Raw genomic sequence first — 20,412 nt, 5'->3', positions numbered from 1 at the left:
ATATGAAGAAAATAACGATTGCTTTGCTGGGGCAGCCTAATTCTGGAAAATCGACTTTGTTTAATGGGTTGACAGGCTCAAATCAACATGTTGGAAATTGGCCGGGTAAAACCGTTGAGAAAAAAGAAGGCGAATTTTCGTATAAAGATACCAATTATACGATTGTGGATTTACCAGGAACTTACGGATTATCAGCAAATTCAGAGGAAGAAGTTATAACAAGAGAATATATAGAAACCGGGAACGCAGACCTAATTGCTATTATGGCAGATGCTTCACAATTAAATCGAAGTCTATTTATGCTCTCTGACTACATTGGAATAAATATTCCGGTTGTCTTAATCATGAACATGATGGATGTTGCTACAAGTCAAGGGAAAAATATAAATATAAAGGGGTTACAAAAATCCTTGAATATACCTGTCATTCCTATCGTTGCGGCAGATAAAAAGGAATACAAAGAGTTTTATGCTTTTCTGGAGCGTTCAGACAGCGGAAGGATTTTAGCAGACAATAATTTTGAAAGAGCATATGAAAGTGTCGCCGGAGATAAATATAAATTGCTGAAAAATTACATTCCTGATGAAGGGATAGGCGTATTTTCAAAATCATGGATTGTCGGGAAATTATTCGATCAAGATGTGAAAGTAATCGAATTGGTAAAAGATAATGTTGATGAATACAAATTTAAAGAAATAGAGGATATATTAAGAGGCATCAAAAATGGGAATCTGATAACCGGTAATTGCAAATTCGATTGGATAGATAAACTTATCAATGCAAATGTTATTCAGAAAAAGAGAGTATTTAAGAGAAGCAAATTTGATCGTATAGCCACAAGTAAAGCTTTCGGAAAACCTATGGCTATCGGAGTTATCATTTTAGGATTAGTTGCTTCTATGCTCATCGGATTTCCGCTAATGGGGTTATTTGGGTTTGTTATACCTAAAATATCAACATTGTTGGCAAAGGGGCTTGTCGCCATTGGAGTATCAAATTGGCTGATTTCACTTTTGTGTGGAGCCGTAATGACTGCAATTACTTTTGCATTGCAAATGGCAAGTTATGTATTGGGAATTAGCTTAGTATTTGGATTCTTGGAAGATGTAGGATATATGGCAAGAGTTTCCTATGTCTTTGACAACACTATGTCAAAATTAGGATTGCAAGGAAAAGCAATTATGCCGTTCTTGTTAAGTTTCGGCTGTAATATAGGTGGAATCACAGGAACGAGAGTAATTGATTCATGGGGACAGAGGGTTATGACGATTGCATTATCTTGGGTAGTCCCTTGCGGGTCAACATGGGGAGTAGTCGGGCTTGTTACAGGAACATTCTTCGGAAAACAGGCAGTATTTGTGATATTAAGCCTATTTGTAGTTGCTTTTCTACATTTACTAATCACATATAGGATTTTTAGAAAATCGCTTTATGAGGGAAGTGAACATTTTGGAATGATTATGGAACTTCCACCATATCACAAGCCACATTGGAAAAATTTACTTTCTTCTGTAATGAATAGGATGGGAAATGTACTGAAAAGGGCATTGAGTATCATTATCCTTATTTCTGTTATATTTTGGATTCTTGCCTATACGCCTGATGGAAATATAGCTAACAGCCTTATTTATAAAGTAGGAACATTTATAGAGCCTGTAACAAAATTGTTTGGGTTACCATGGCAATTATTTATGGCTTTTGTTGCTTCTGCAATGGGAAAAGAATCGGCATTAGGAGTAATGGCATCATTATTTACTTCTTCAGGAATATGGCATGCAGTTGAGGTTAAAGGGACAGTAGATACCGCTATTCTAAGCAATAATATGTTGACAATGATTTCAAAGCCGGAAGCCTTAGCATTTACTTTTGCCTTTTTCTTCAATATGCCTTGTTTAATGGCTCTTGCAGCTACCGCACAAGAAACACATTCAAAAAAATGGACGATAAAAATAGCACTGTATTATATATTATCGGCTCTAATTATATCTTGTGTGGCGTATCATATTGGACTACTGATTTTTTAAGGTGTGATAAGTATGCTTATACAACTATTAGAAGTATTGAAAAAGAAAAAGACTTGCACTTTGCAAGAACTTGCTGAACTGACAGGTGAGGATTTAGATAGTGTAAAAATGAAAATTGAATATCTCGAAAATAATGGATATTTGGTAAAAACGAAAAGGTCTGCAATAAGTAAATGCCAAAGTCAATGTTTGGGATGCTCGAATTGTGTTGTTAATCAAGATGATATTTGGATTGTAAAAGATTGATAATAAACGGCAAATAAATGGAGGAATAAAATGGGAAGGTCTATATGTTTATTTCAAATAATAAGTCGCAATAAAAATAGCCCTTTTTTCTATAGACTTTATATCTGTCAGTCTTTTCATATACTCACTCGTCTAAACAATTAAATACAATTAAGGAAAGAATGGGTTTCGTTCATTTTAGAGGACTTCTTATGCCAAGATGCAGGAGTCCTCCTTTTTTGTCTGAAAAACAAACAGATAAAAAAGAAATGGAGGAAACTTTATGGCAAAAGAGTATTACCTTTATGTCGGAGGACAAAAGGTGAAAGTCAGTGAAGATATTTATAAAGTCTACTGGCGAGAAAAAGAACACGAAAAGTATTTGGAGCAGGTGGACAAGAAAAACCACTTGCTCTTTTTTTCGTCTCTAAATCACGATGGGAATTTTGAAAATAATCTATGAAGATAAAAATGTTGATGTTGAAAAAGTTGTAGCTACACAAATAATGATTGAAGCACTAAGAAATGCTATGTCAAAGTTAAATGAGGAGGAACGGGAAATAATCGAAAGATTATATTTCAATGATGAAACACTTCGTGCAGTAGCAAAGACTCAAAATATATCACATCCTGCTTTAATAAAAAGGCGAGATAAGATTTTAGAAAAACTAAAGAAATTTATAGAAGAAATATAGTTTCTGGTTACCAAAGAGGGCAAATTTTCCTTTATAAATTGAAGGGAGATCTGTCCTTATATTTTATTTAAGGAAGTGATGAAAACCATAAAGTTGAAGAGAATCTCTCTTAAAGCCGTTAGGCTATTGTTCCTTGAAAACTGAATAGACCAAGGTAGGACTTTATCTGCTTGTGGAGAATTATGACTTACGCCATGACCTTTCTGCTGAAAGAAATTTTGGTTTTATGAATACTGAGAAATCAAGGAAACAAGAAAGCGAGCGATAAATAGGAGCCAATGGGCTATCTAAATACTTAGAGAATCATGGAATTAGAAAAATCCCAAGACAGAATGGAAAGAATCCTTTGTTTGATGCAGGTCTTATAAGAAAGATATTAAAGAATCCTGTATATAATGGAAAAATAGCCTTTGGAAGAAGAACATTAGAAAAAGTTCATGGTACAAGAAATCAATATAAGCAGGTTGAACAAGATGAATATCTAATATCAGAAGGGATACATGAAGCTATAGTTTCCGACGAAGTTTGGCAAGCTGCTCAAGTTAAGTTAAAATCTCAAGCAAAGAAATATGAGCATGTGAATAAAGGTAAAGATACACGCACGCACTTGCTTTCTGGAATTGTAAAATGCCCAATATGTGGAGTGGGAATGTTTGGAAACAAGTGTACCAAGAAAAAGAAAGATGGCACAAAGTATAAAGATTTTTATTACTATGGTTGTAAACATAGGCAGATGATAAGAGGTCATAAGTGTACATTCAGTAAGCAAATTAGAGAAGAATTGTTAGATGATGCAGTTTGCAAGTTTCATTTTCTTTTCAAAAACTTCTTTTTCTTCATCTGTTAAATATATTTTTAATTGATTATTTCTTTTTCTATTATCCATAGTATATCTCCTTATCATAAATTATTGGGGTCTTAGGGTTCTCCCTAACAAGGTAAAAATTAAAAAAATGGAGCATGCCATAAAGGTCTGCTCCATTAATTTTTTCGTAAGTGTCCGTACACTTACTGTGCTTGCTATTAAAGCTATTAAAGTTATAAGCGTCAATCGTTTATTAGGTTTTATTAATTATACCGCATTTAAAGAAATTAATTAAGAAGTATAAATGGCGTTCAAGCAAATATCTTAAATAAGATTACTAAAATTTAAAATAATTCATGTATTGAAGTTAATTATCAAATGAGTTACAATAAAACTGACGGTATCGTCGGAATTATTTATTGACAGGAGATAAAGTTTTGAATGATAAAAAATTGAAAGTTGGAGAAAAAAGGAAGTTAGAAATTCTGGAAGCGGCAAAAAAATGTTTCTTAGAAAAGGGTTTCCAAAATACAACTATGGAAGATGTTATAGAAAAAGTAAGTTTAAGTAAAGGTGGTGTTTACTATCATTATGGTTCAACCTACGAAATGATTTATGATTTTATGAAATTAGGTATCAAATATAGAGGAGAAAAAAGCAAAACTATCGACACATGTAAGTTAACGACTTTAGACGCAATTGCTGAGATGATGATGGAAAGAATTTATGATGAAAATGAATTTAAAAGCATATATGCAATTTTTTTGAAACTACAAAATGAAGATAAAAGATTGTGTGAAATGTTTAAAAATTTAAAAGAAACAAACACAGAAATTTTATCGTCTGCATTTCCTCCAAACGATAAGCTCTCATCTATTTTTGAAGATGAGTTTTTAGTGACCTTTGTAAATACTTTGATTTTAGGATATGAAAGTTTAAATCAAAAAGAAATTTTTATTGAAAATAAAGAAACAATCAAAAAGATGTTGGAAGGTTATTTGAGAGAAAAACTCATTAATTAGGAGATTTTTATGGGTAAGGAGTTAATGTGTCATCTTTATGGAAGAAATTTAGAAAAAATAATAGAAAATTCTAAAGGGAGAATTTGCGAATTTCATAATTTGGAAAATGGAAAATATATAGTTTCAAAGTACGAAATTTTCAAAGGGGTAACAGTTTTTTATAATGATATACACACTTCCGTCATAAAGAAAAAATTATCAAAAAATTTAAATCAAAGCTACGAGATTAATCATTGTAGAGAAGGAAGATTTGAATGCGTATTAAGCGATGGAACTATTACTTATATGGAATCGGGAGATTTTGCAATCAATGCAAGTAGTAACAGCTCTGAGGAATCTTTTTTTCCTATATCTCATTATCATGGTGTGACTTTTTATATTAATCCAAATGAATTTGATAGCGAAATATATTTTTTAGAGGAAATGTTAGGGATTAAATTTGAAGTTGTTTTAAGAAAATTATGCAATAAGGACAAAGTTTTTGTACAAAGAGCTACTCGGCATATTGAACATATTTTTTATGAAGTTTATAAAGTTCCAGATGAAATTCTAATTGAATATCTAAGGGTAAAATTTCAAGAACTTTTCCTATATATTTCAAGCTTTGATACCAGTAACAAGATAAGCGATAGGAAATATTTTATTAAGACAAATGTTGATATTGTAAAGAAAATAGATGAATTTATAAAGAATAATTACGAAAAAAATATAACTTATGATAAACTATCAGAAATCTTTAAGATAAATTCTACCACAATGAAATCTTGCTATAAGAGTGTTTTTGGGCAAACAATTAAGGAAGCGATAACAAGTAAAAGATTGGAGGTAGCAGCTGATTTTTTGAATAATACATCAATTTCAATTACGGAAATTGCTATTAGGGTAGGTTTCACAGATCATGCTAAATTTTCAAATACTTTTAAAAATAAGTTTAATCTCACTCCTTCAGAATATAGAAAAATATCTAAAACAGCACATTTAGTCTAAATAGTCAAGAAAATAAGCTTAGTCTATTATAGAATGATAACAGCTATCAACTAAGGAGGTTGAATTATGGAAAGTAAAAAATTAACTATAAAGGATTTAGCAACCATAGGAATCTTTTCTGCAATCATGATTGTTGTATTCATTGCTTTTTCAATGATTACAGGGGCATCATTATTTTTCAATATGATTTTTAATGCTGTGTTTACTGCACTAATTTTAGGACCATTTTTTGTTTATATGGCTATGAAAGTAGGCAAACCTGGCGTTGCACTAATTTATAATATTATACAAGCTATATTAGCAACTGTCTTTATGGGTCCTTTTATGATTCCATGGTTTGTAGGTGGCGGGATAATTGCAGAGTTATCTATGCTTGGTACAGATAGCTATAGGAATATAAAAAGAATTACTATTGCTTGGATAATTACATCATTAACTAGAGCGGCTCATGGTATGAGCGAAATATGGTTTTTTAAAGATGCCTTCATTAAGTCTGGCGTATCTCCAGAACAAGTTCAAATACAAACTCAGTATTATACAAATCCTAAATGGATTCTTATTTCTTTAGCATGTACTATTGTGGCGGCAATTATTGGTTGCTATTTAGGAAATAAGATGACAGAAAAGCATTTTAAAAAGACAGGAATAATAAAATGATGCATTTGGACTTACGTTCCAAATTAGTAGTATTTTTAAGTACAGTATTTTTGGTTTCAGTATTGTCCAAAGATACTGTACTTTTTTTATTAGCCACCATTCTAGTTATTTATGTATCACTGCAAGGATATAGCAAATCTACTATAAAACTAATTATTGCAATGGGTGTTTTAAGTTTTTTGAGATTTGTCTCAAATGGAGAAGGTTTTGGCATTTTGATTCCCGATATGTTTCTGTTTATGGTTATAAGAACATTAGTTATAGTTCTATCAGTAATACCAATTTTAAAAACACCTCCAGGAGAGATAATGGCAATAATGAAAAAAATGAAAATTCATAGAAATGTTGCTTTGCCACTTATTTTCATGATGAGATTTTTCCCAGTAGTTAAAAGTGAGTTTAAAGAAATTATCGACTCGTTGAGATTAAGGGGATTAATTTCTATTAAAAAACCATTTTTAACGATGGAATATTTATTTGTTCCTATGATGTTTTCATCTTCAAAAATAGCTGAAGAACTTGCCGCCGCATCGGAAGTAAGAGGAATTTCTGCATCTGGAAAACATAGCTCAAGAAGAAAAATAAAATTTAGAAATCTTGATGTTATTGTTTGTTTAATCACCATCTTTATCACAATGAGCATGATTTTCCTGGAGAGGAGTTATTAAGATGATCAAGTTAAAAAATGTAAGCTTTGCCTACAGTAAAGATTCAGCAAACATCTTAAAAAATATTAATTTGGAAATTAATGATGGGAAATGTGTTGCCTTTATAGGGGCGAGTGGTTGTGGTAAAACTACCCTTACAAGACTTATAAATGGTCTTGCTTATAAATTCTATGGAGGGAAATTAAAGGGAGAAATTTCCATAGATGGAATAAATCCCCTGGAAAAAGAATTATATGAAATAGGAAGGAAAGTAGGATCTATTTTTCAAAATCCCAAGAGTCAATTTTTTGCAGAAAATGTAGAAGATGAAATTGCCTTTGGGCTTGAAAATTATGGGATAGAAAGAGAAAAAATAGATAAAATAATCAACAATTCCTTAAAATCTATTAATGGAGAAAATTTAAAAGATAAAAACTTATTTCATCTTTCAAGTGGAGAAAGACAAAAAATAGCAATTGCTTCAATAAATGCACTTAATCCACCTATTTATGTTTTTGATGAACCGTCTGCTAACCTAGATATGAAAAGTGTAGAAGCTTTAAGAAAACTTATGCTTTTATTAAAGAAAAATAAAAAGACAATAATCATTTCAGAGCATAGGCTATACTACCTTAGAGGAATAGTGGATAAATATTATTATCTTGAAAATGGAGAAATTAGCAATGTTTTTACAGAGGAAGAACTATTATCAAAAAGTGAAGATTTTTTCAATAAGTTAGGATTAAGATTCTTTTCTTTAAATAAAATATCTCCTAAAATAAATAAGTTAAAAGAGATAAATTCTATGAACTTAGAAAAAATTTCTTTTTCCTATAATAAGAATGTCCTTATAAAAGATTTGACCTACGAATTTAAAAGTGGAAATATTTATGGAATTATTGGGGATAATGGCATAGGCAAATCTACTCTGTTTAAAATTTTAAGTGGACTTATGAAAAAAGATAGTGGTTTTATATCTATAAATGGAGAAAAATTAAACAAAAGAAATAGGCAAAAAAGAATATACTACCTGTCAAATAATCCTGATAGTAATCTTTTTGAAGTTTCAGCAGAAGACGAGTTAAAACTAAATAATAAAGATGCAGATACAGATAAAATATTAGCTGATTTTAACTTAGAAAATATAAAAGACATCCATCCACAAATCATGTCAGGCGGACAAAAACAAAGATTAACTATCGCTTCAGCAGAACTTTTAGAAAGAGATGTTTATTTATTTGATGAGCCAACAAGTGGTTTAGATGGACATAATATGCAAATTATTTCAGAAAGAATGAAGAAATTACAAGAAAAAGAAAAAATTATACTTATAATTTCCCATGATTATGAATTTTTGTGTAATTCCTGCAATAAAATTCTTTATTTAGACGGATACTCTTTTGAGGAATTTTCTACAAAAGAGGATAAAGAAAAAATATTAGCTATATTAATGGGAAAAAATTTAATATTTAGGAGGGGATTTGATGGATCTAATAAAACAATATGTAAAAAAGAGAAAAGGCTCATATTTTATGTCAATCTTACTGGCAATAATTGGAGTAGTGGCTGGGCTTTTTTCTTATATATACATGGCAAAAATCGTTGTAAACTTAATTAATGGTGCAAATGATATGAGTTTATATACTCCACTATGCATAAATATTTTAATAACATTTGTTATTAAAGAAGTGGCAGCAGGAATATCAACAAGTATTTCCCATACGGCAACCTTTAATTCATTAGGAGAAATTAGAAATGATATTTCAAAAAAATTATTTAAGATGCCATTGGGAGATGTATTATCAAGATCATCTGGAGAATTAAAAAATATTATAGTTGAGCAAGTTGATTCTATGGAAACTTCTCTTGCCCACCTATTGCCAGAATTTACGGCAAATTTAGTAGGACCTGTTCTATTATTTATTTATATGTTTACCTTAGATTGGCGATTGACCTTGCTATCACTAATTCCATTTGTGATAGGAATGGCTACCATGATGTCTGTAATGAATGCTCATTATAAGGAAATGTTTGGAAAGTCAGTTGCCATTGGTCAACACATGAATAATTCTATTGTTGAGTATATAAATGGGATAGAAGTAATAAAGACCTTTAATCAAAGCGAATCATCTTATAAAAAATACGCTGATGCAGTTTATGACAATGCAAGCTTTTATTATAACTGGATGGGTGAATCTATGAATAGGGTTGCCATAGGTAGATTACTTTCTCCTATGGGAATTATTACCATCATACCCTTTGGGATTTTATTTTATATAAAGGGAAGTATTGATTTAGGAAATTTAATTACCTTAATCGTCTTATCCTTTGCTACAGTTTCTAGTATTTTAAAAATCATGAACTATATGGACGATGTGTCAAGAATATCAACTATAACTTCTGAAATAGGAAAAATTTTAGATTCAAGAGAGTTAGAAAATATTGACAAGGGAGAAAAAATAGAATCCTATAATATAGAACTTCAAGACGTAGACTTTTCTTACGATGGAAAAAATAAGGTTATAGATAATCTTTCTATGGAAATAAAAGAATCTTCTGTTTCAGCCCTCGTTGGTCCTTCTGGGTCAGGTAAGTCCACAATAGCAAAACTTATTGCTGGTTTTTGGAATATAGATAATGGAACTATAAAGATAGGAAATGTTGAAACGAAAGACTTATCCCTTGAAAAATTATCTTCACTTATTTCTTTTGTATCCCAAGACAATTTCCTCTTTGATATGACTATAAAGGAAAATATTAGGCTTGGAAATAAGAATGCCTCTGACGAAGAAATTATAGATGTATGTAAAAAATCTGCCTGCCATGATTTTATTATGAATCTATCTAATGGTTATGATACAAGAGTTGGCGAAGGTGGAGGTCATCTATCTGGAGGAGAAAGACAAAGAATATCTATTGCTCGTGCCATGCTAAAGAATGCACCAATCGTAATTTTAGATGAAGCAACTTCTTATATAGATCCTGAAAATGAAGCTCTCATACAAAACGCCTTGGCAAATCTAGTTAAGGGTAAAACTTTAATCATAATCGCTCATAGGTTAAAGACAATTGTTGATGCAGATAGGATATTTGTTATTAAAGATGGCAAATTAAATTCTTATGGTACTCATGAAGAACTATTAAAGTCATCAGAACTTTATAAGGAAATGTATGCTGCAAATTTAAGGGGTGATGAAAATGCTTAATGTGTTTAAAAAGATATGGAATTTTTCAAAAGAGGAACAGGTATATATTAAGAAATCTATTCTCGCTGGATTTTTGCACGCAGTATTTAATGCCCTTGAGTTTGGTGCAATTTACTATATGCTAGTAAATATATTTTCTAAAACTTTAGACTATAAGGCAATCTTTGTTTGTCTTGGAATATTAGTTATATCCCTTGTTGGAAAGATAATGACACAAAAATCATCTCAAATGGCACAAACTCACGCTGGATATTTTATGGCAGCTCACAAGAGAATAGAAATAGGAGAAAAAATAAAAAGAGTTCCTATGGGTTTCTTTTCAAGCTTTTCACTAGGAAGATTAACTACTATTGCTACATCTTCACTTTCCCAAGCAGAAATGTGGGTGCCTATGCTTTTGGTTCTTGTACTGGGTGGAGTTTTAAATACTTTTGTCTTTGTCCTTGGAACTTTAATTTTTAACGTAAAGGTAGGACTGGTTGCTGTAGCAGGTGTGGTAGTATTTTTCATCGTTACATCAATGATGGAGAAAAAATCATCAGCTAATGCAGACAAAATGACAGAAACACAAACAAGACTTACAAAAGAAGTATTAGCAACTTTACAAGGAATGCAGGTTATAAAATCCTATAATCTTGGTGGAGAAAATAACAGGGCTTTAAGAAAGTCTATAAAAGATACATCAAATATACTTTTAGATTTAGAAATATCTGTAGCACCTTACACAGTTATCCAAAGAATTGTAATGGGAATAACAACAGTAGCTATGGTCTATGTATCATTAAAATTAAATTTATCTGGTGAACTTCCACTTGCTGAAACAATTCTTATGATTATGGCATCATTTATTATCTTTGAAGGCTTAATCGGGGCAGGATCAAACATGGCTATCCTAAGAGCTTGCGAAAATGCTATAGATTCAGTTGGTTTTATAGACTCAATGCCTGATATGAAAGAAGGAAGTATTACAGAGCCTATAAAAAATCATGATATAGTCTTTAAAAATGTTTCTTTCTCTTATGATGATAGACCAATTTTAAAAAATGTATCAGCAGAGATAAAAGAAAACACCATGACTGCTATTGTTGGTCCATCTGGATCTGGTAAAACAACATTTTGTAATCTCATAGCAAGATTTTGGGATGTAAATTCTGGTGAAATTTTAATAGGTGGGAAAAATATAAAAGACTATAAGATAGAAAATCTTATGAATTCAATTTCCATGGTCTTCCAAGACGTTTATTTATTTGAAGATACAATTGAAAACAATATAAAATTTGGGAAACAAAATGCAAGCCATGAAGAAGTAGTTCAAGCTGCAAAAAAAGCAAGATGTCATGAATTTATAGAAGCTTTACCAGAAGGATATAATACTATTATCGGAGAAGGTGGAGCAAGTCTATCAGGTGGAGAAAAACAAAGAATCTCAATTGCAAGAGCTATGCTAAAAGATGCAGACATCATAATCTTTGATGAAGCCACTGCAAATATAGACCCAGAAAATGAAGATAAGCTTAAAGAAGCAATAGAATCATTAACAAAAAATAAGACAGTAATAATGATTGCCCATAGACTAAAGACAATAAGAAATGCTGACCAGATTTTAGTCTTAAAAGATGGAGAAATAGTAGAATGTGGAAATCATGAAGAACTGATTAAAAATAATGGACTTTATTCTGACCTTATAAATGCAAAAGCTAAGGCGGAATCATGGAAATTAAATAATTGATAGGAAGAAATATTAAAGTCTTTGAACAGGAAAATTTAGATTAGAGGATTTATGCCTAATAGCATAAGTCCTCATTTTTTATATTCAAATTAATCATTGAAACTTAAAAATACTATAAAAAAAATAAAAGTTTTGGTTACCAAAGAGGGCAAATTTCACTTTATAAAGTGAGGGGTATTTTGTCATCTTTCTATACAAATCCAAATACTTTGAAGTGTGAATATTTTTGAAATTGCTTAGGTGAGATTAGAATTTTTTAAATTTACTTCACTTACAGAGGTAAAAAATCAATTTACATAGAAGGTTAAAATGCAAGCAATAAAGATTTATAGTATAAGACTTGCTATGTTATGTAGACTTTATGATCTTAAATTAATTAATGATAAGGAATATACAAAAATAAAAAATAGAATAGAAAATGATTATAAGAAGATGGATAGAAAGTAGTTAACCTTGTGATATAATAACACTGTAGAAAGATACAAAATGGGAAGGAGGTAAAATGAATACTAAAGTAAAATTAATAAAAGCTTCAAATACAGGAGCAAGAAATAGAAATTCACTACATTTAGATTTAAAACGTGTTGCAGCATATTGTAGAGAAAGAAAACAATGTTGGTGTAGTATTTGAAGAAGAAAATATAGATACTTTCAAGAAGAACTTGGCACACAAGTTCAATTTACAAAAAAATTAACTGGCAATGTGTAAGGTCAACAAAAAAAGGTAAAAAATATTGCCCTCATTCAAAAGGAATACAAGAAGCAGCAATAGAAAAAGCTTTTGTTGAAAGCTATAGGCAATTATGCCATGCAGATTCAACAGTAATAGATGACTTTTTAAAAATTGTAGAAGAAGAAATAAATGATAATACTTTAGTCAAAGATTTGAAAAAGTTAGAAAACCAATTAAACAGAATCATTAGTCAAGAAAGAAAGTTAGTTGCTCTTCATTTAGAAGATAGTATAGACGAAGAAGTTTATGCTAAAAAGTATAAAAAACTTACAAAACAAAAAGAAGAATTACTTGATGAAAAGAAAACACTGGAACTAACAATAAAAGATGAAAACTCTATTAAAGAAAGACTAAAGCAATTTAAAAAGGTCTTAGAAAACAAAGAAATTATAGAGGAATTTAACAGGACAGTATTTGAAAGCATAGTCGATAAAGTCGTGGTGGGTAGAATTGACAAAGAAGGAACAGTTCATCCATATGACCTGACATTCTATTTCAAAACAGGAGTTAAAGATAGTCAAAATTCTAATAACTTTAAAGATAAAAGAAAAAATGCCAAAGACAATGACATTAATAAATTGTGCTCCTACAAGAATGACGAGGATAAAAAATTATGTTCCCAAGGAAAAGACAACGCATGTTGAGAGCATAGCATTGTTGTCAAGAAAATAAAAAAAGGCTTTCAAGGTCTTATAATCTTTTAAGCCTTTTTTTATTTGGGAAATACATTGCGAAACATATCTAATATATATCCACTTTATATTATTAGGATAGGTGGGATATAGTTCCTAAAAGTGTTAAAATATAAGAGATTAGGAAAATAGTTTATGTTCTTTACGGAGAAATAATAATTTGATAGATGGGAAACATATGACAATAGAAGAAAGGAAATAATGGAGGAACGGTATGGACGCACATAAAGGAAATATCTATGAGATATTAAATGGAAATAAGCAGTTCTTGATTCCGGTTTATCAGAGATTTTATAGCTGGGATATTGATCAGTGTAGAAGGCTTTGGAATGATATTGTAGAAATGCAGAAACAAGGCAAGGTCGGTCATTTTGTCGGTTCTATTGTAAACATTGCGGAGCAGGCAATGCCGACAGGTGTTCAAAAGTTTATGATCATTGACGGTCAACAGAGAATGACTACTTTAACATTACTTCTTTTGGCTCTTCGCGATTATGCAATAAAGAATCCTGATGATAAAACAATAAATGCTCGTCGCATAGATAATATGCTTTTAAAAAATGAGTATGAATATGGTGATGAAAGATATAAGCTGCTACTAACTGAAACAGATAGAGATATTCTCATAAGCCTTATTGAAAAAAAGCCGATTAGGGAAGGCACCAGATCAAGACTGATTGAAAATTATAATTTTTTTTGCAATAAGATTGGCGGTAAAGAAATTCAGCCTTCTGAGGTATATGAGTCAATTGGAAAATTACAAATTGTTAATATCACATTAGATCGAGCTGTTGATGATGCACAGGCAATTTTTGAAAGCTTGAATTCTACCGGCAAGGAACTTTCTGAATCTGATTTGATTCGTAATTACATATTGATGGGATTGGAACCTTCAGAGCAAACCTATGTGTATGAACATTTGTGGCGACCTATGGAACAATTGTTTGTCTATGAAACTCAGGGAACAGTAATGGATGCTTTCTTCCGCCACTACCTAACTATGAAATTATCTCGTATTCCAAAGCAGGGACGCGTATATGAAGAGTTCAAGTTGTATCATTTGAATTGTGAGTTCGGAACTATAAGAGAACTGTGTCAAGATTTGTTGGAGTATGCAAAATATTATACAAATATTGTATTCGAGCGTAATTCCGACACGGGTTTAAAGAAATTATATGAGGATATTATTGATTTAAAAATGGAAGTATCTTATCCATTCTTACTTAAAATTCATCGTGACTGCGATGAGGGGTTAATTACATTAGAGGAGCTCAAGGAAATTCTAAAGCTTTGCATTAGCTATGTATTAAGACGTTCAATTTGTGAGATTCCTACTAACTCACTGAACAAAACATTTGCAACGATAAAGAATTATATCAAACCAAATGATTATTTGAATTCAGTTAAGGCATTCTTCTTGATGCAAGAAACATACAAAGAATTCCCGGATAACGATAAATTTGAAGTCGCATTTGTCAGTCGTGATATCTATAACATGCGTACTAGAAATTATATTCTTAGTAGTTTAGAAAACTTTGAAAATAAAGCTCCGATTATAATAGAGAATTACACAATTGAGCATATTATGCCGCAGAATAAAAATCTATCTTTAGAGTGGCAAGCTGATCTTGGTGCTGATTGGCATGAGGTTCAGAAAAAGTATTTACATACAATCGGTAATCTTACGTTGACTGCATATAATTCTGAGATGAGTGACAGGCATTTTTTGGAAAAGATGGATATGCCCGGAGGATTCAAAGAAAGTGCACTTAGACTTAATAAATATGTGGTTTTACAAAATGAATGGAATGAAGAACGTATAATAGAGAGAGCAAAGGAATTGGCGAAGAAAGCGGAATCTATTTGGCCATATCCAACTTTAACGGCTGAAGAACTTGCAAAGTTTCAAGTAGAAGAAAAAACAACCACGAAGTATTCTTTGGAAACATATTATATGAATGATTTTACAAGAACATTATATGAATCTTTGGATAAGCGAATTATGAATTTATCTCCGGCGGTAAAAAAGGAATATAAAAAGCTGTACATTGCATATAAACTTGATACTAATTTTGTAGATATTGTTCCCAAGAAATATAGATTGCGTCTTTCGATTAATATGAAGTTTTCAGATATTATCGATCCTAACGGTATTTGCAAAGATATTACCGGCATAGCGCGTTGGGGAAATGGCGATGTGGAAGTATCTATGAAGCATCAGGATGAATTAGACCAAATCATGGAAATTGTAAAACAATCCTTTGACGCACAGGCAGAATTATGATTATTAAAGAAAAGTCGATACTAAATATAACAAGATAAGATAGAAGATATATTAGAAAGGAAATAGATTATGCATATACTGTTGGTGACTGTTAGAATATTTTTGGCTGCCTTTTTAGGGGCGATTATTGGAATAGAAAGAGAAATTAAAAACAGAGCAGCCGGCTTTAGAACTCACATTATTGTAAGTGTTGGAGCGTGCTTGATTATGCTGATAGGCATAGACGGCATTGGCGCGATCTCTTCTGACAGGGCGAGAGACACGGCAAGAATTGCAGGCCAAGTTATAAGCGGAATCGGTTTTTTAGGTGCCGGAACTATACTTCAAAAAAAGGATAAGGTTTCAGGTCTTACCACAGCTGCAACTCTATGGTTATCTGCAGCGATTGGACTTGCAGTGGGAATCGGTTACTATGAAGGAGCAATCATTGCAACTGCAATCTGTCTATTAACTTTGATATCTCTTAAGTGGGTTGGTGACTTATTTAATAACAGAGTGACTAAGTCTTATACTATGATATTTGATACTGTTAACTTCGATCAGGATAAGTTTATAGAATTTACTTCAAGTGAAGATATAGAAGTGAGGAAAATAGAAATAATTGACGAGGACATGGATGATAAATCAATGATTGAAGTGAGCTTATCTTTTCATAAAAGTTATAATATTGGTGAGTTTTTCAAAAATCTAAAATCAGAACTTAGTTTAAAATCCGTTAAATTAAGTGGTTAAAATGATTAATAAAGTAAATAAAAATAGCCGGCTTTTAGGTCTTATGATCTTGGAAGCCATTTTTTTATTTGGAAAATACCTTCAGTAGATTTAAAACATTTTGGATTTATTGAGGGATGGGGAAGTATCATTTAATGATTAAGTATAACTTTAAAACAAGTACTTACTAAAACGCAGCTTCAAGCGAGCTGTTTTTTCTGATTTACGCACTATAAAGAAGATTGTATAATAGAAAAAGCAAGAAAAAACGCCGAAGAAAATCAAATAAAAAACGCAAGATTCATATCAGGAAAAGTAGAAAACATAATAGACAAACTAACAGAAGAAAAAGTCTATAACAAAGTCATACTTGACCCGCCAAGAAGCGGAGTAGAAAAAACAGTCTTAGAAAGGCTCTTAAAACTTGAACCAGAAAAAATAGGCTATATATCATGTAACCCATCAACCCAAGCAAGAGATTTAAAAATATTAAAAGAAAAATATAAAGTAGAAAAAGTAATGCCCATAGACATGTTTGCCCACTCAAGCCATGTGGAGACGGTAGCTTTATTGTCCAAACTAAACACAGAGAATCATTTAGATATAGAAATAGGTGAAGATGAATTATCTGAAATTGACTTTTCAAAAGATGCAACGTACGGAGAAATTAAAAAGTTTGTATTAGATAGATATGGGTTAAAAGTTTCAAGCCTATATATTGCACAAGTAAAAAGGAAGTATGGTCTAATAGAAAGAGAAAACTACAATATTAGCAAGAAAGAAAATCAAAGAGTACCAAATTGTCCAGAAGAAAAAGGAAAAGCAATCGAAGATGCTTTAGAGTATTTTGGAATGATTAAAAAAATATCTAAGATTGAAAATTTTAAAATTAAGACTTAAAAACTTTAAGATTAAAAAGATATGTACTTCTTATATAACCTAAGAAGATTAATTGAAAATCAGGGGAACGATGATGGTAAAATAAAAAATTTTAACAACTAAAGAAGAATTAGGCATTATTGCCAAAGAGGTTTTTATGAAGTTAAAAATACTGAAAAAGACTTGTTAGAATTGAAAATTTTAGATCATTGTGCAGGGTTTCGTGTCATAATAGTGATAGAGGCAAATAGTTATGTAAATATAAAGAGTTCAAGACTTCTACCAAAGTTTAAAACTCAAAAAATAAATAGTTGGTGTGCTGCTTAGAGTAACCATTTTGATAATGTGGATGCGAAACAAAAAGAGATAATCAGACTTCGTAAAAAATTGAAACAGGTTGAAATGGAGAATGATATTTTAAAGCAAGCTGCACTACTGTTAGGCAAAAAATAGACCTCATTATCTCGAACCGAGATAAATATAGCATTAGTGCAATGTGTAGACTACTTGGGGTCACAAGAAGTTTAGTCTATTATCATTTGAACAAAGAAAAAGATGTGAAATTAGATGAAGATGAAAAACTAATAGAAGAAATAAAAGAAATATTCAGAAGAAGTAGAAACAACTATGGAACACGCAAAATAAAAAAAAAACTAGGGAAAATTGGATATAAAATATCGAGAAGAAAAATAGGCCGAATAATGAAGAAAAATGGCCTAGTCTCAAACTATACAGTAGCACAATATAAAGTAATAAGATCCAAATGCAACGAAGAAGACATCCCTAACCTTTTAAATAGATAATTTGACAATAGAGACTATTTAGAAGCAATAGTAAGCGACCTAACATATGTAAGAGTAGGAAAAACATGGAATTATATATGTTTAATAATAGACTTAAACAGCCGTGAAATAATAGGATACTCATCAGTTAAAAACAAAGATGCAAATCTAGTAGCAGAAGCATTTTACTCAATAAGGCAGCCACTAAATCGTATAAAAATATTTCACACAGACAGAGGAAGAGAATTTAAAAATATAAAAATAGAAGAAATATTAAAGGTATTTGGGATAAAAAGATCGCTAAGTAAAAAAGGAAGCCCATATGATAACGCAGTAAGCGAAGCAGTCAATAAAGTAATGAAGACAGAATTCATATATCAGGAGAACTTTACTAATTTCCAAGAACTTAATCTAAAATTAGCAGAATACGTATATTGGTATAATAACCTAAGAATTCATGGATCTTTAGGATATAAAACACCAGTAGAATATAGAAAAGCAGAATAAAAAGCTCTGGAAGTTTCATAAATTAAATAAAATATATGAACAGACTGTCAAGGGCAAATTTCAACGAAATTTGGGCGAAGCCTTTACCCTTGATTGTCTGAGAATATATTTTATAATCTAAAGAAACTTTCAAGCTTGATAATGTTCGGTTATAAATTGTCTAAAAAAGGGTTGCCATTCCATGTATTTGGGTTCATTAGAAGAATGCCGAGCAATGGGTAACATGACGCTGATGTGTTTATACACAAAAAAGCTACACGTGCGTTGGCTGACAACAGGGAGCTAAGTAAATTAACACCAGCTAAAATGTTTGACGCTATTAATAAATGACAAGTATATGAAATTGGTTTTACCTAGTTTAAAAAAGAAATTATAATGAAAATATGGAGGCTAAGAATATGAAGATTAATAATGAATGTTGTTGTGGATGCAAAACAGAAAAGCCGGATCAAATTAAAGACAATTGTCCTGTATGTAATAATGAAGGGATTTCCGTTAGTAAAGTAACTGTTGAACATCTAGTGGTAGATGATTATCGTAATGCTGTTAACGGAGATCAATATAAGATTTGCATGAACGAGGACTGCGACGTTGTTTACTATAACTTAGATAATGAAATAAAATTCTTGAAAGACCAAGTTAGAGTTCCTATCTGGTTTAAGAAAGATGCAGATCCTAAGTATGCTTGTTATTGTAGCGAAGTCACAGAAAATCAGGTAATTGAAGCAGTTGTAAAGCATGGCGCGAAATCCGTAAAAGAAGTAAATGCCATCACTGGGGCAATGAAAAATTCTAATTGTAAAGAAAACAATCCGTTGGGAGTTTGTTGTCATAAGATTATTCAGGAAGCTATCGATAAAGGCTTGAAAATGAAATAATTACAGTCGATATGTTCCTACAAACAAGAGCCAATCTTTGATATGTTTCCATCTACGAGCGTGGATATGTTCCCCATAACCATAGGGGTTGAGACGATAGCTCTATTGTCCAAACTAGACGTCGACGGACATATTAAGGTTGAAATTGGAGAAGAAGAATTATCAGAAATTGAGTTTTCAAAAAATGCTAGCTATAAGGAAATTCATAAATATGTTCTAGAAAAATATGGTTTTAAAGTTTCAAATCTATATATAGCACAGATAAAGAGAAAACATGGCTTAATAGAGAGAGAAAATTACAATGTAAGTAAGAAAGATAAAGATGAGCGAGTTGTACCTCAATGTCCACTAGAGAAGGAAGAGGCTATTGACGATGCTTTGGTATGGTTTGGGATGATTTAGAATATGTAAATAAAAAATGATATTACGTATCAATAAGATAATAGGAGTTTAAAATGAGTGAATTATTATTCCCTGACATCACAAAGGAAAAAATGATAGAATTAGCTGTTGATTTAAATGATATTAGTTATGCAGATGAGATGTGTTTTGATTTTAGTCAAGTAAATTGGATCGAACCATTTGGAATGTTATATGCAGGCATGATAATAAAAAATTATCACAAGAAAAATCCTCATATTAAATACAGCATTAGATATATTGAAAACTCAAATATAACAACATATGCTGGGCATATGGGTTTTTTTAAATTTATTTCAGAAAATTTATTTTTAGGTAAATCTCCGGGAGAAGCTAGTGGAAATTGTAATTATATGCCAATTACAAAAATAAATTTTAATGAGGAATTTCAAGAATTTAATAGTAAGGGATATTGTCTCAATATGGAGGAAATTATAGAAAGACTAACTATTAAAAGTCAAGAGGTAAAATGCTAAAAATATAAGAATTGATATTGATAAAAACTGAATAAAAATAAGCATGAAAAAAT

Annotated in this window: 17 protein-coding genes and 5 pseudogenes; 21 read left to right on the top strand and 1 reads right to left on the bottom strand. The window is 31.0% G+C overall.

Annotation, left to right across the window (positions count from 1 at the left end; all coding sequences use genetic code 11):
* Positions 1 to 2 precede the first annotated feature (2 nt).
* The 4 genes and pseudogenes from feoB to J2S72_RS08005 form a co-directional block, all read left to right on the top strand.
* Positions 3 to 2,024, top strand: a complete 2,022-nt coding sequence (gene feoB, locus J2S72_RS08020) for a ferrous iron transport protein B (protein ID WP_023055138.1) — start codon at positions 3 to 5, stop codon at positions 2,022 to 2,024.
* 12 nt (positions 2,025 to 2,036) lie between these two features.
* Positions 2,037 to 2,270, top strand: a complete 234-nt coding sequence (locus J2S72_RS08015; RefSeq protein ID WP_023055120.1) for a FeoC-like transcriptional regulator — start codon at positions 2,037 to 2,039, stop codon at positions 2,268 to 2,270.
* Positions 2,271 to 2,532: 262 nt separating this feature from the next.
* A pseudogene (locus J2S72_RS08010) lies at positions 2,533 to 2,944 on the top strand (sigma factor-like helix-turn-helix DNA-binding protein).
* Between the two features lie 268 nt (positions 2,945 to 3,212).
* Positions 3,213 to 3,749, top strand: a pseudogene (locus J2S72_RS08005) (recombinase family protein); the annotation flags it as partial.
* Here J2S72_RS08005 and J2S72_RS08000 read toward each other — a convergent pair.
* A pseudogene (locus J2S72_RS08000) lies at positions 3,738 to 3,830 on the bottom strand (plasmid mobilization protein); the annotation flags it as partial. The pseudogenes J2S72_RS08005 and J2S72_RS08000 sit on opposite strands and share 12 nt — an antisense overlap.
* A 356-nt stretch (positions 3,831 to 4,186) precedes the next feature.
* Here J2S72_RS08000 and J2S72_RS07995 point away from each other — a divergent pair.
* The 17 genes and pseudogenes from J2S72_RS07995 to J2S72_RS07915 all read left to right on the top strand — a co-directional run bounded on the left by J2S72_RS07995 (position 4,187) and on the right by J2S72_RS07915 (position 20,359).
* Positions 4,187 to 4,771 carry a TetR/AcrR family transcriptional regulator gene (locus J2S72_RS07995; protein ID WP_023055140.1) on the top strand — a complete coding sequence of 195 codons (585 nt, stop codon included), beginning with the start codon at positions 4,187 to 4,189 and terminating at the stop codon, positions 4,769 to 4,771.
* 9 nt (positions 4,772 to 4,780) lie between these two features.
* A complete protein-coding gene (locus J2S72_RS07990; protein ID WP_023055141.1) occupies positions 4,781 to 5,758 on the top strand; it encodes a helix-turn-helix domain-containing protein in 978 nt (325 codons plus the stop codon).
* A 66-nt stretch (positions 5,759 to 5,824) separates the two neighbouring features.
* Entirely contained in the window at positions 5,825 to 6,415 is a 591-nt protein-coding gene (locus tag J2S72_RS07985; protein WP_002834820.1) for an MptD family putative ECF transporter S component, read from the top strand.
* Positions 6,412 to 7,083, top strand: coding sequence for an energy-coupling factor transporter transmembrane component T (locus J2S72_RS07980; RefSeq protein ID WP_023055105.1), 672 nt, complete (start codon positions 6,412 to 6,414; stop codon positions 7,081 to 7,083). The genes J2S72_RS07985 and J2S72_RS07980 overlap by 4 nt, the downstream gene beginning before the upstream one ends.
* 1 nt (position 7,084) lies before the next feature.
* Positions 7,085 to 8,680 carry an ABC transporter ATP-binding protein gene (locus J2S72_RS07975; RefSeq protein WP_023055142.1) on the top strand — a complete coding sequence of 532 codons (1,596 nt, stop codon included), beginning with the start codon at positions 7,085 to 7,087 and terminating at the stop codon, positions 8,678 to 8,680.
* The gene (locus J2S72_RS07970) at positions 8,595 to 10,268 is read left to right on the top strand and encodes an ABC transporter ATP-binding protein (RefSeq protein WP_238318867.1); all 1,674 of its coding nucleotides are present in this window, start codon (positions 8,595 to 8,597) and stop codon (positions 10,266 to 10,268) included. Before J2S72_RS07975 ends, J2S72_RS07970 begins: the two co-directional genes overlap by 86 nt.
* Positions 10,261 to 11,997: an ABC transporter ATP-binding protein gene (locus J2S72_RS07965; RefSeq protein ID WP_023055135.1), complete on the top strand. Its 1,737-nt coding sequence runs from the start codon at positions 10,261 to 10,263 to the stop codon at positions 11,995 to 11,997. The genes J2S72_RS07970 and J2S72_RS07965 overlap by 8 nt, the downstream gene beginning before the upstream one ends.
* Before the next feature lie 309 nt (positions 11,998 to 12,306).
* Positions 12,307 to 12,444, top strand: coding sequence for a hypothetical protein (locus J2S72_RS07960; protein WP_023055114.1), 138 nt, complete (start codon positions 12,307 to 12,309; stop codon positions 12,442 to 12,444).
* 55 nt (positions 12,445 to 12,499) lie between these two features.
* Entirely contained in the window at positions 12,500 to 12,628 is a 129-nt protein-coding gene (locus J2S72_RS07955) for a hypothetical protein (protein ID WP_307495307.1), read from the top strand.
* 14 nt (positions 12,629 to 12,642) lie between these two features.
* Positions 12,643 to 13,374: pseudogene (locus J2S72_RS07950) on the top strand (recombinase family protein); the annotation flags it as partial.
* A gap of 262 nt (positions 13,375 to 13,636) precedes the next feature.
* Positions 13,637 to 15,706, top strand: coding sequence for a DUF262 and DUF1524 domain-containing protein (locus J2S72_RS07945; protein WP_023055123.1), 2,070 nt, complete (start codon positions 13,637 to 13,639; stop codon positions 15,704 to 15,706).
* A gap of 69 nt (positions 15,707 to 15,775) precedes the next feature.
* On the top strand, positions 15,776 to 16,438 hold the full coding sequence (locus tag J2S72_RS07940) for an MgtC/SapB family protein (protein ID WP_023055108.1): 663 nt from the start codon (positions 15,776 to 15,778) through the stop codon (positions 16,436 to 16,438).
* Between the two features lie 225 nt (positions 16,439 to 16,663).
* Complete coding sequence (locus tag J2S72_RS07935) at positions 16,664 to 17,317, top strand: class I SAM-dependent RNA methyltransferase (RefSeq protein WP_307495321.1); 654 nt, start codon at positions 16,664 to 16,666, stop codon at positions 17,315 to 17,317.
* 318 nt (positions 17,318 to 17,635) lie between these two features.
* Positions 17,636 to 18,585, top strand: a pseudogene (locus J2S72_RS07930) (IS3 family transposase); the annotation flags it as partial.
* Positions 18,586 to 18,983: 398 nt separating this feature from the next.
* Entirely contained in the window at positions 18,984 to 19,463 is a 480-nt protein-coding gene (locus J2S72_RS07925) for a Csac_0668 family 2Fe-2S cluster-binding (seleno)protein (protein ID WP_000700631.1), read from the top strand.
* 105 nt (positions 19,464 to 19,568) lie between these two features.
* Positions 19,569 to 19,865, top strand: coding sequence for an RNA methyltransferase (locus J2S72_RS07920; RefSeq protein ID WP_307495297.1), 297 nt, complete (start codon positions 19,569 to 19,571; stop codon positions 19,863 to 19,865).
* Positions 19,866 to 19,918: 53 nt separating this feature from the next.
* On the top strand, positions 19,919 to 20,359 hold the full coding sequence (locus J2S72_RS07915) for a hypothetical protein (protein ID WP_307495296.1): 441 nt from the start codon (positions 19,919 to 19,921) through the stop codon (positions 20,357 to 20,359).
* Positions 20,360 to 20,412 lie beyond the last annotated feature (53 nt).

This window comes from Peptoniphilus koenoeneniae (assembly GCF_030812875.1).
Lineage (GTDB): Bacteria > Bacillota > Clostridia > Tissierellales > Peptoniphilaceae > Peptoniphilus_B > Peptoniphilus_B koenoeneniae.
The sequence above is the reverse complement of the archived record's forward strand: the minus strand, read 5'-3'. Positions and strand labels throughout refer to the sequence as shown.

Coding starts and splice junctions, on each gene's coding strand:
- feoB (WP_023055138.1), top strand. CDS start 3: ATGAAGAAAATAACGATTGCTTTGCTGGGGCAGCCTAATTCTGGAAAA.
- J2S72_RS08015 (WP_023055120.1), top strand. CDS start 2,037: ATGCTTATACAACTATTAGAAGTATTGAAAAAGAAAAAGACTTGCACT.
- J2S72_RS07990 (WP_023055141.1), top strand. CDS start 4,781: ATGGGTAAGGAGTTAATGTGTCATCTTTATGGAAGAAATTTAGAAAAA.
- J2S72_RS07985 (WP_002834820.1), top strand. CDS start 5,825: ATGGAAAGTAAAAAATTAACTATAAAGGATTTAGCAACCATAGGAATC.
- J2S72_RS07980 (WP_023055105.1), top strand. CDS start 6,412: ATGATGCATTTGGACTTACGTTCCAAATTAGTAGTATTTTTAAGTACA.
- J2S72_RS07975 (WP_023055142.1), top strand. CDS start 7,085: ATGATCAAGTTAAAAAATGTAAGCTTTGCCTACAGTAAAGATTCAGCA.
- J2S72_RS07970 (WP_238318867.1), top strand. CDS start 8,595: ATGTCAATCTTACTGGCAATAATTGGAGTAGTGGCTGGGCTTTTTTCT.
- J2S72_RS07965 (WP_023055135.1), top strand. CDS start 10,261: ATGCTTAATGTGTTTAAAAAGATATGGAATTTTTCAAAAGAGGAACAG.
- J2S72_RS07960 (WP_023055114.1), top strand. CDS start 12,307: ATGCAAGCAATAAAGATTTATAGTATAAGACTTGCTATGTTATGTAGA.
- J2S72_RS07955 (WP_307495307.1), top strand. CDS start 12,500: ATGAATACTAAAGTAAAATTAATAAAAGCTTCAAATACAGGAGCAAGA.
- J2S72_RS07945 (WP_023055123.1), top strand. CDS start 13,637: ATGGACGCACATAAAGGAAATATCTATGAGATATTAAATGGAAATAAG.
- J2S72_RS07940 (WP_023055108.1), top strand. CDS start 15,776: ATGCATATACTGTTGGTGACTGTTAGAATATTTTTGGCTGCCTTTTTA.
- J2S72_RS07925 (WP_000700631.1), top strand. CDS start 18,984: ATGAAGATTAATAATGAATGTTGTTGTGGATGCAAAACAGAAAAGCCG.
- J2S72_RS07915 (WP_307495296.1), top strand. CDS start 19,919: ATGAGTGAATTATTATTCCCTGACATCACAAAGGAAAAAATGATAGAA.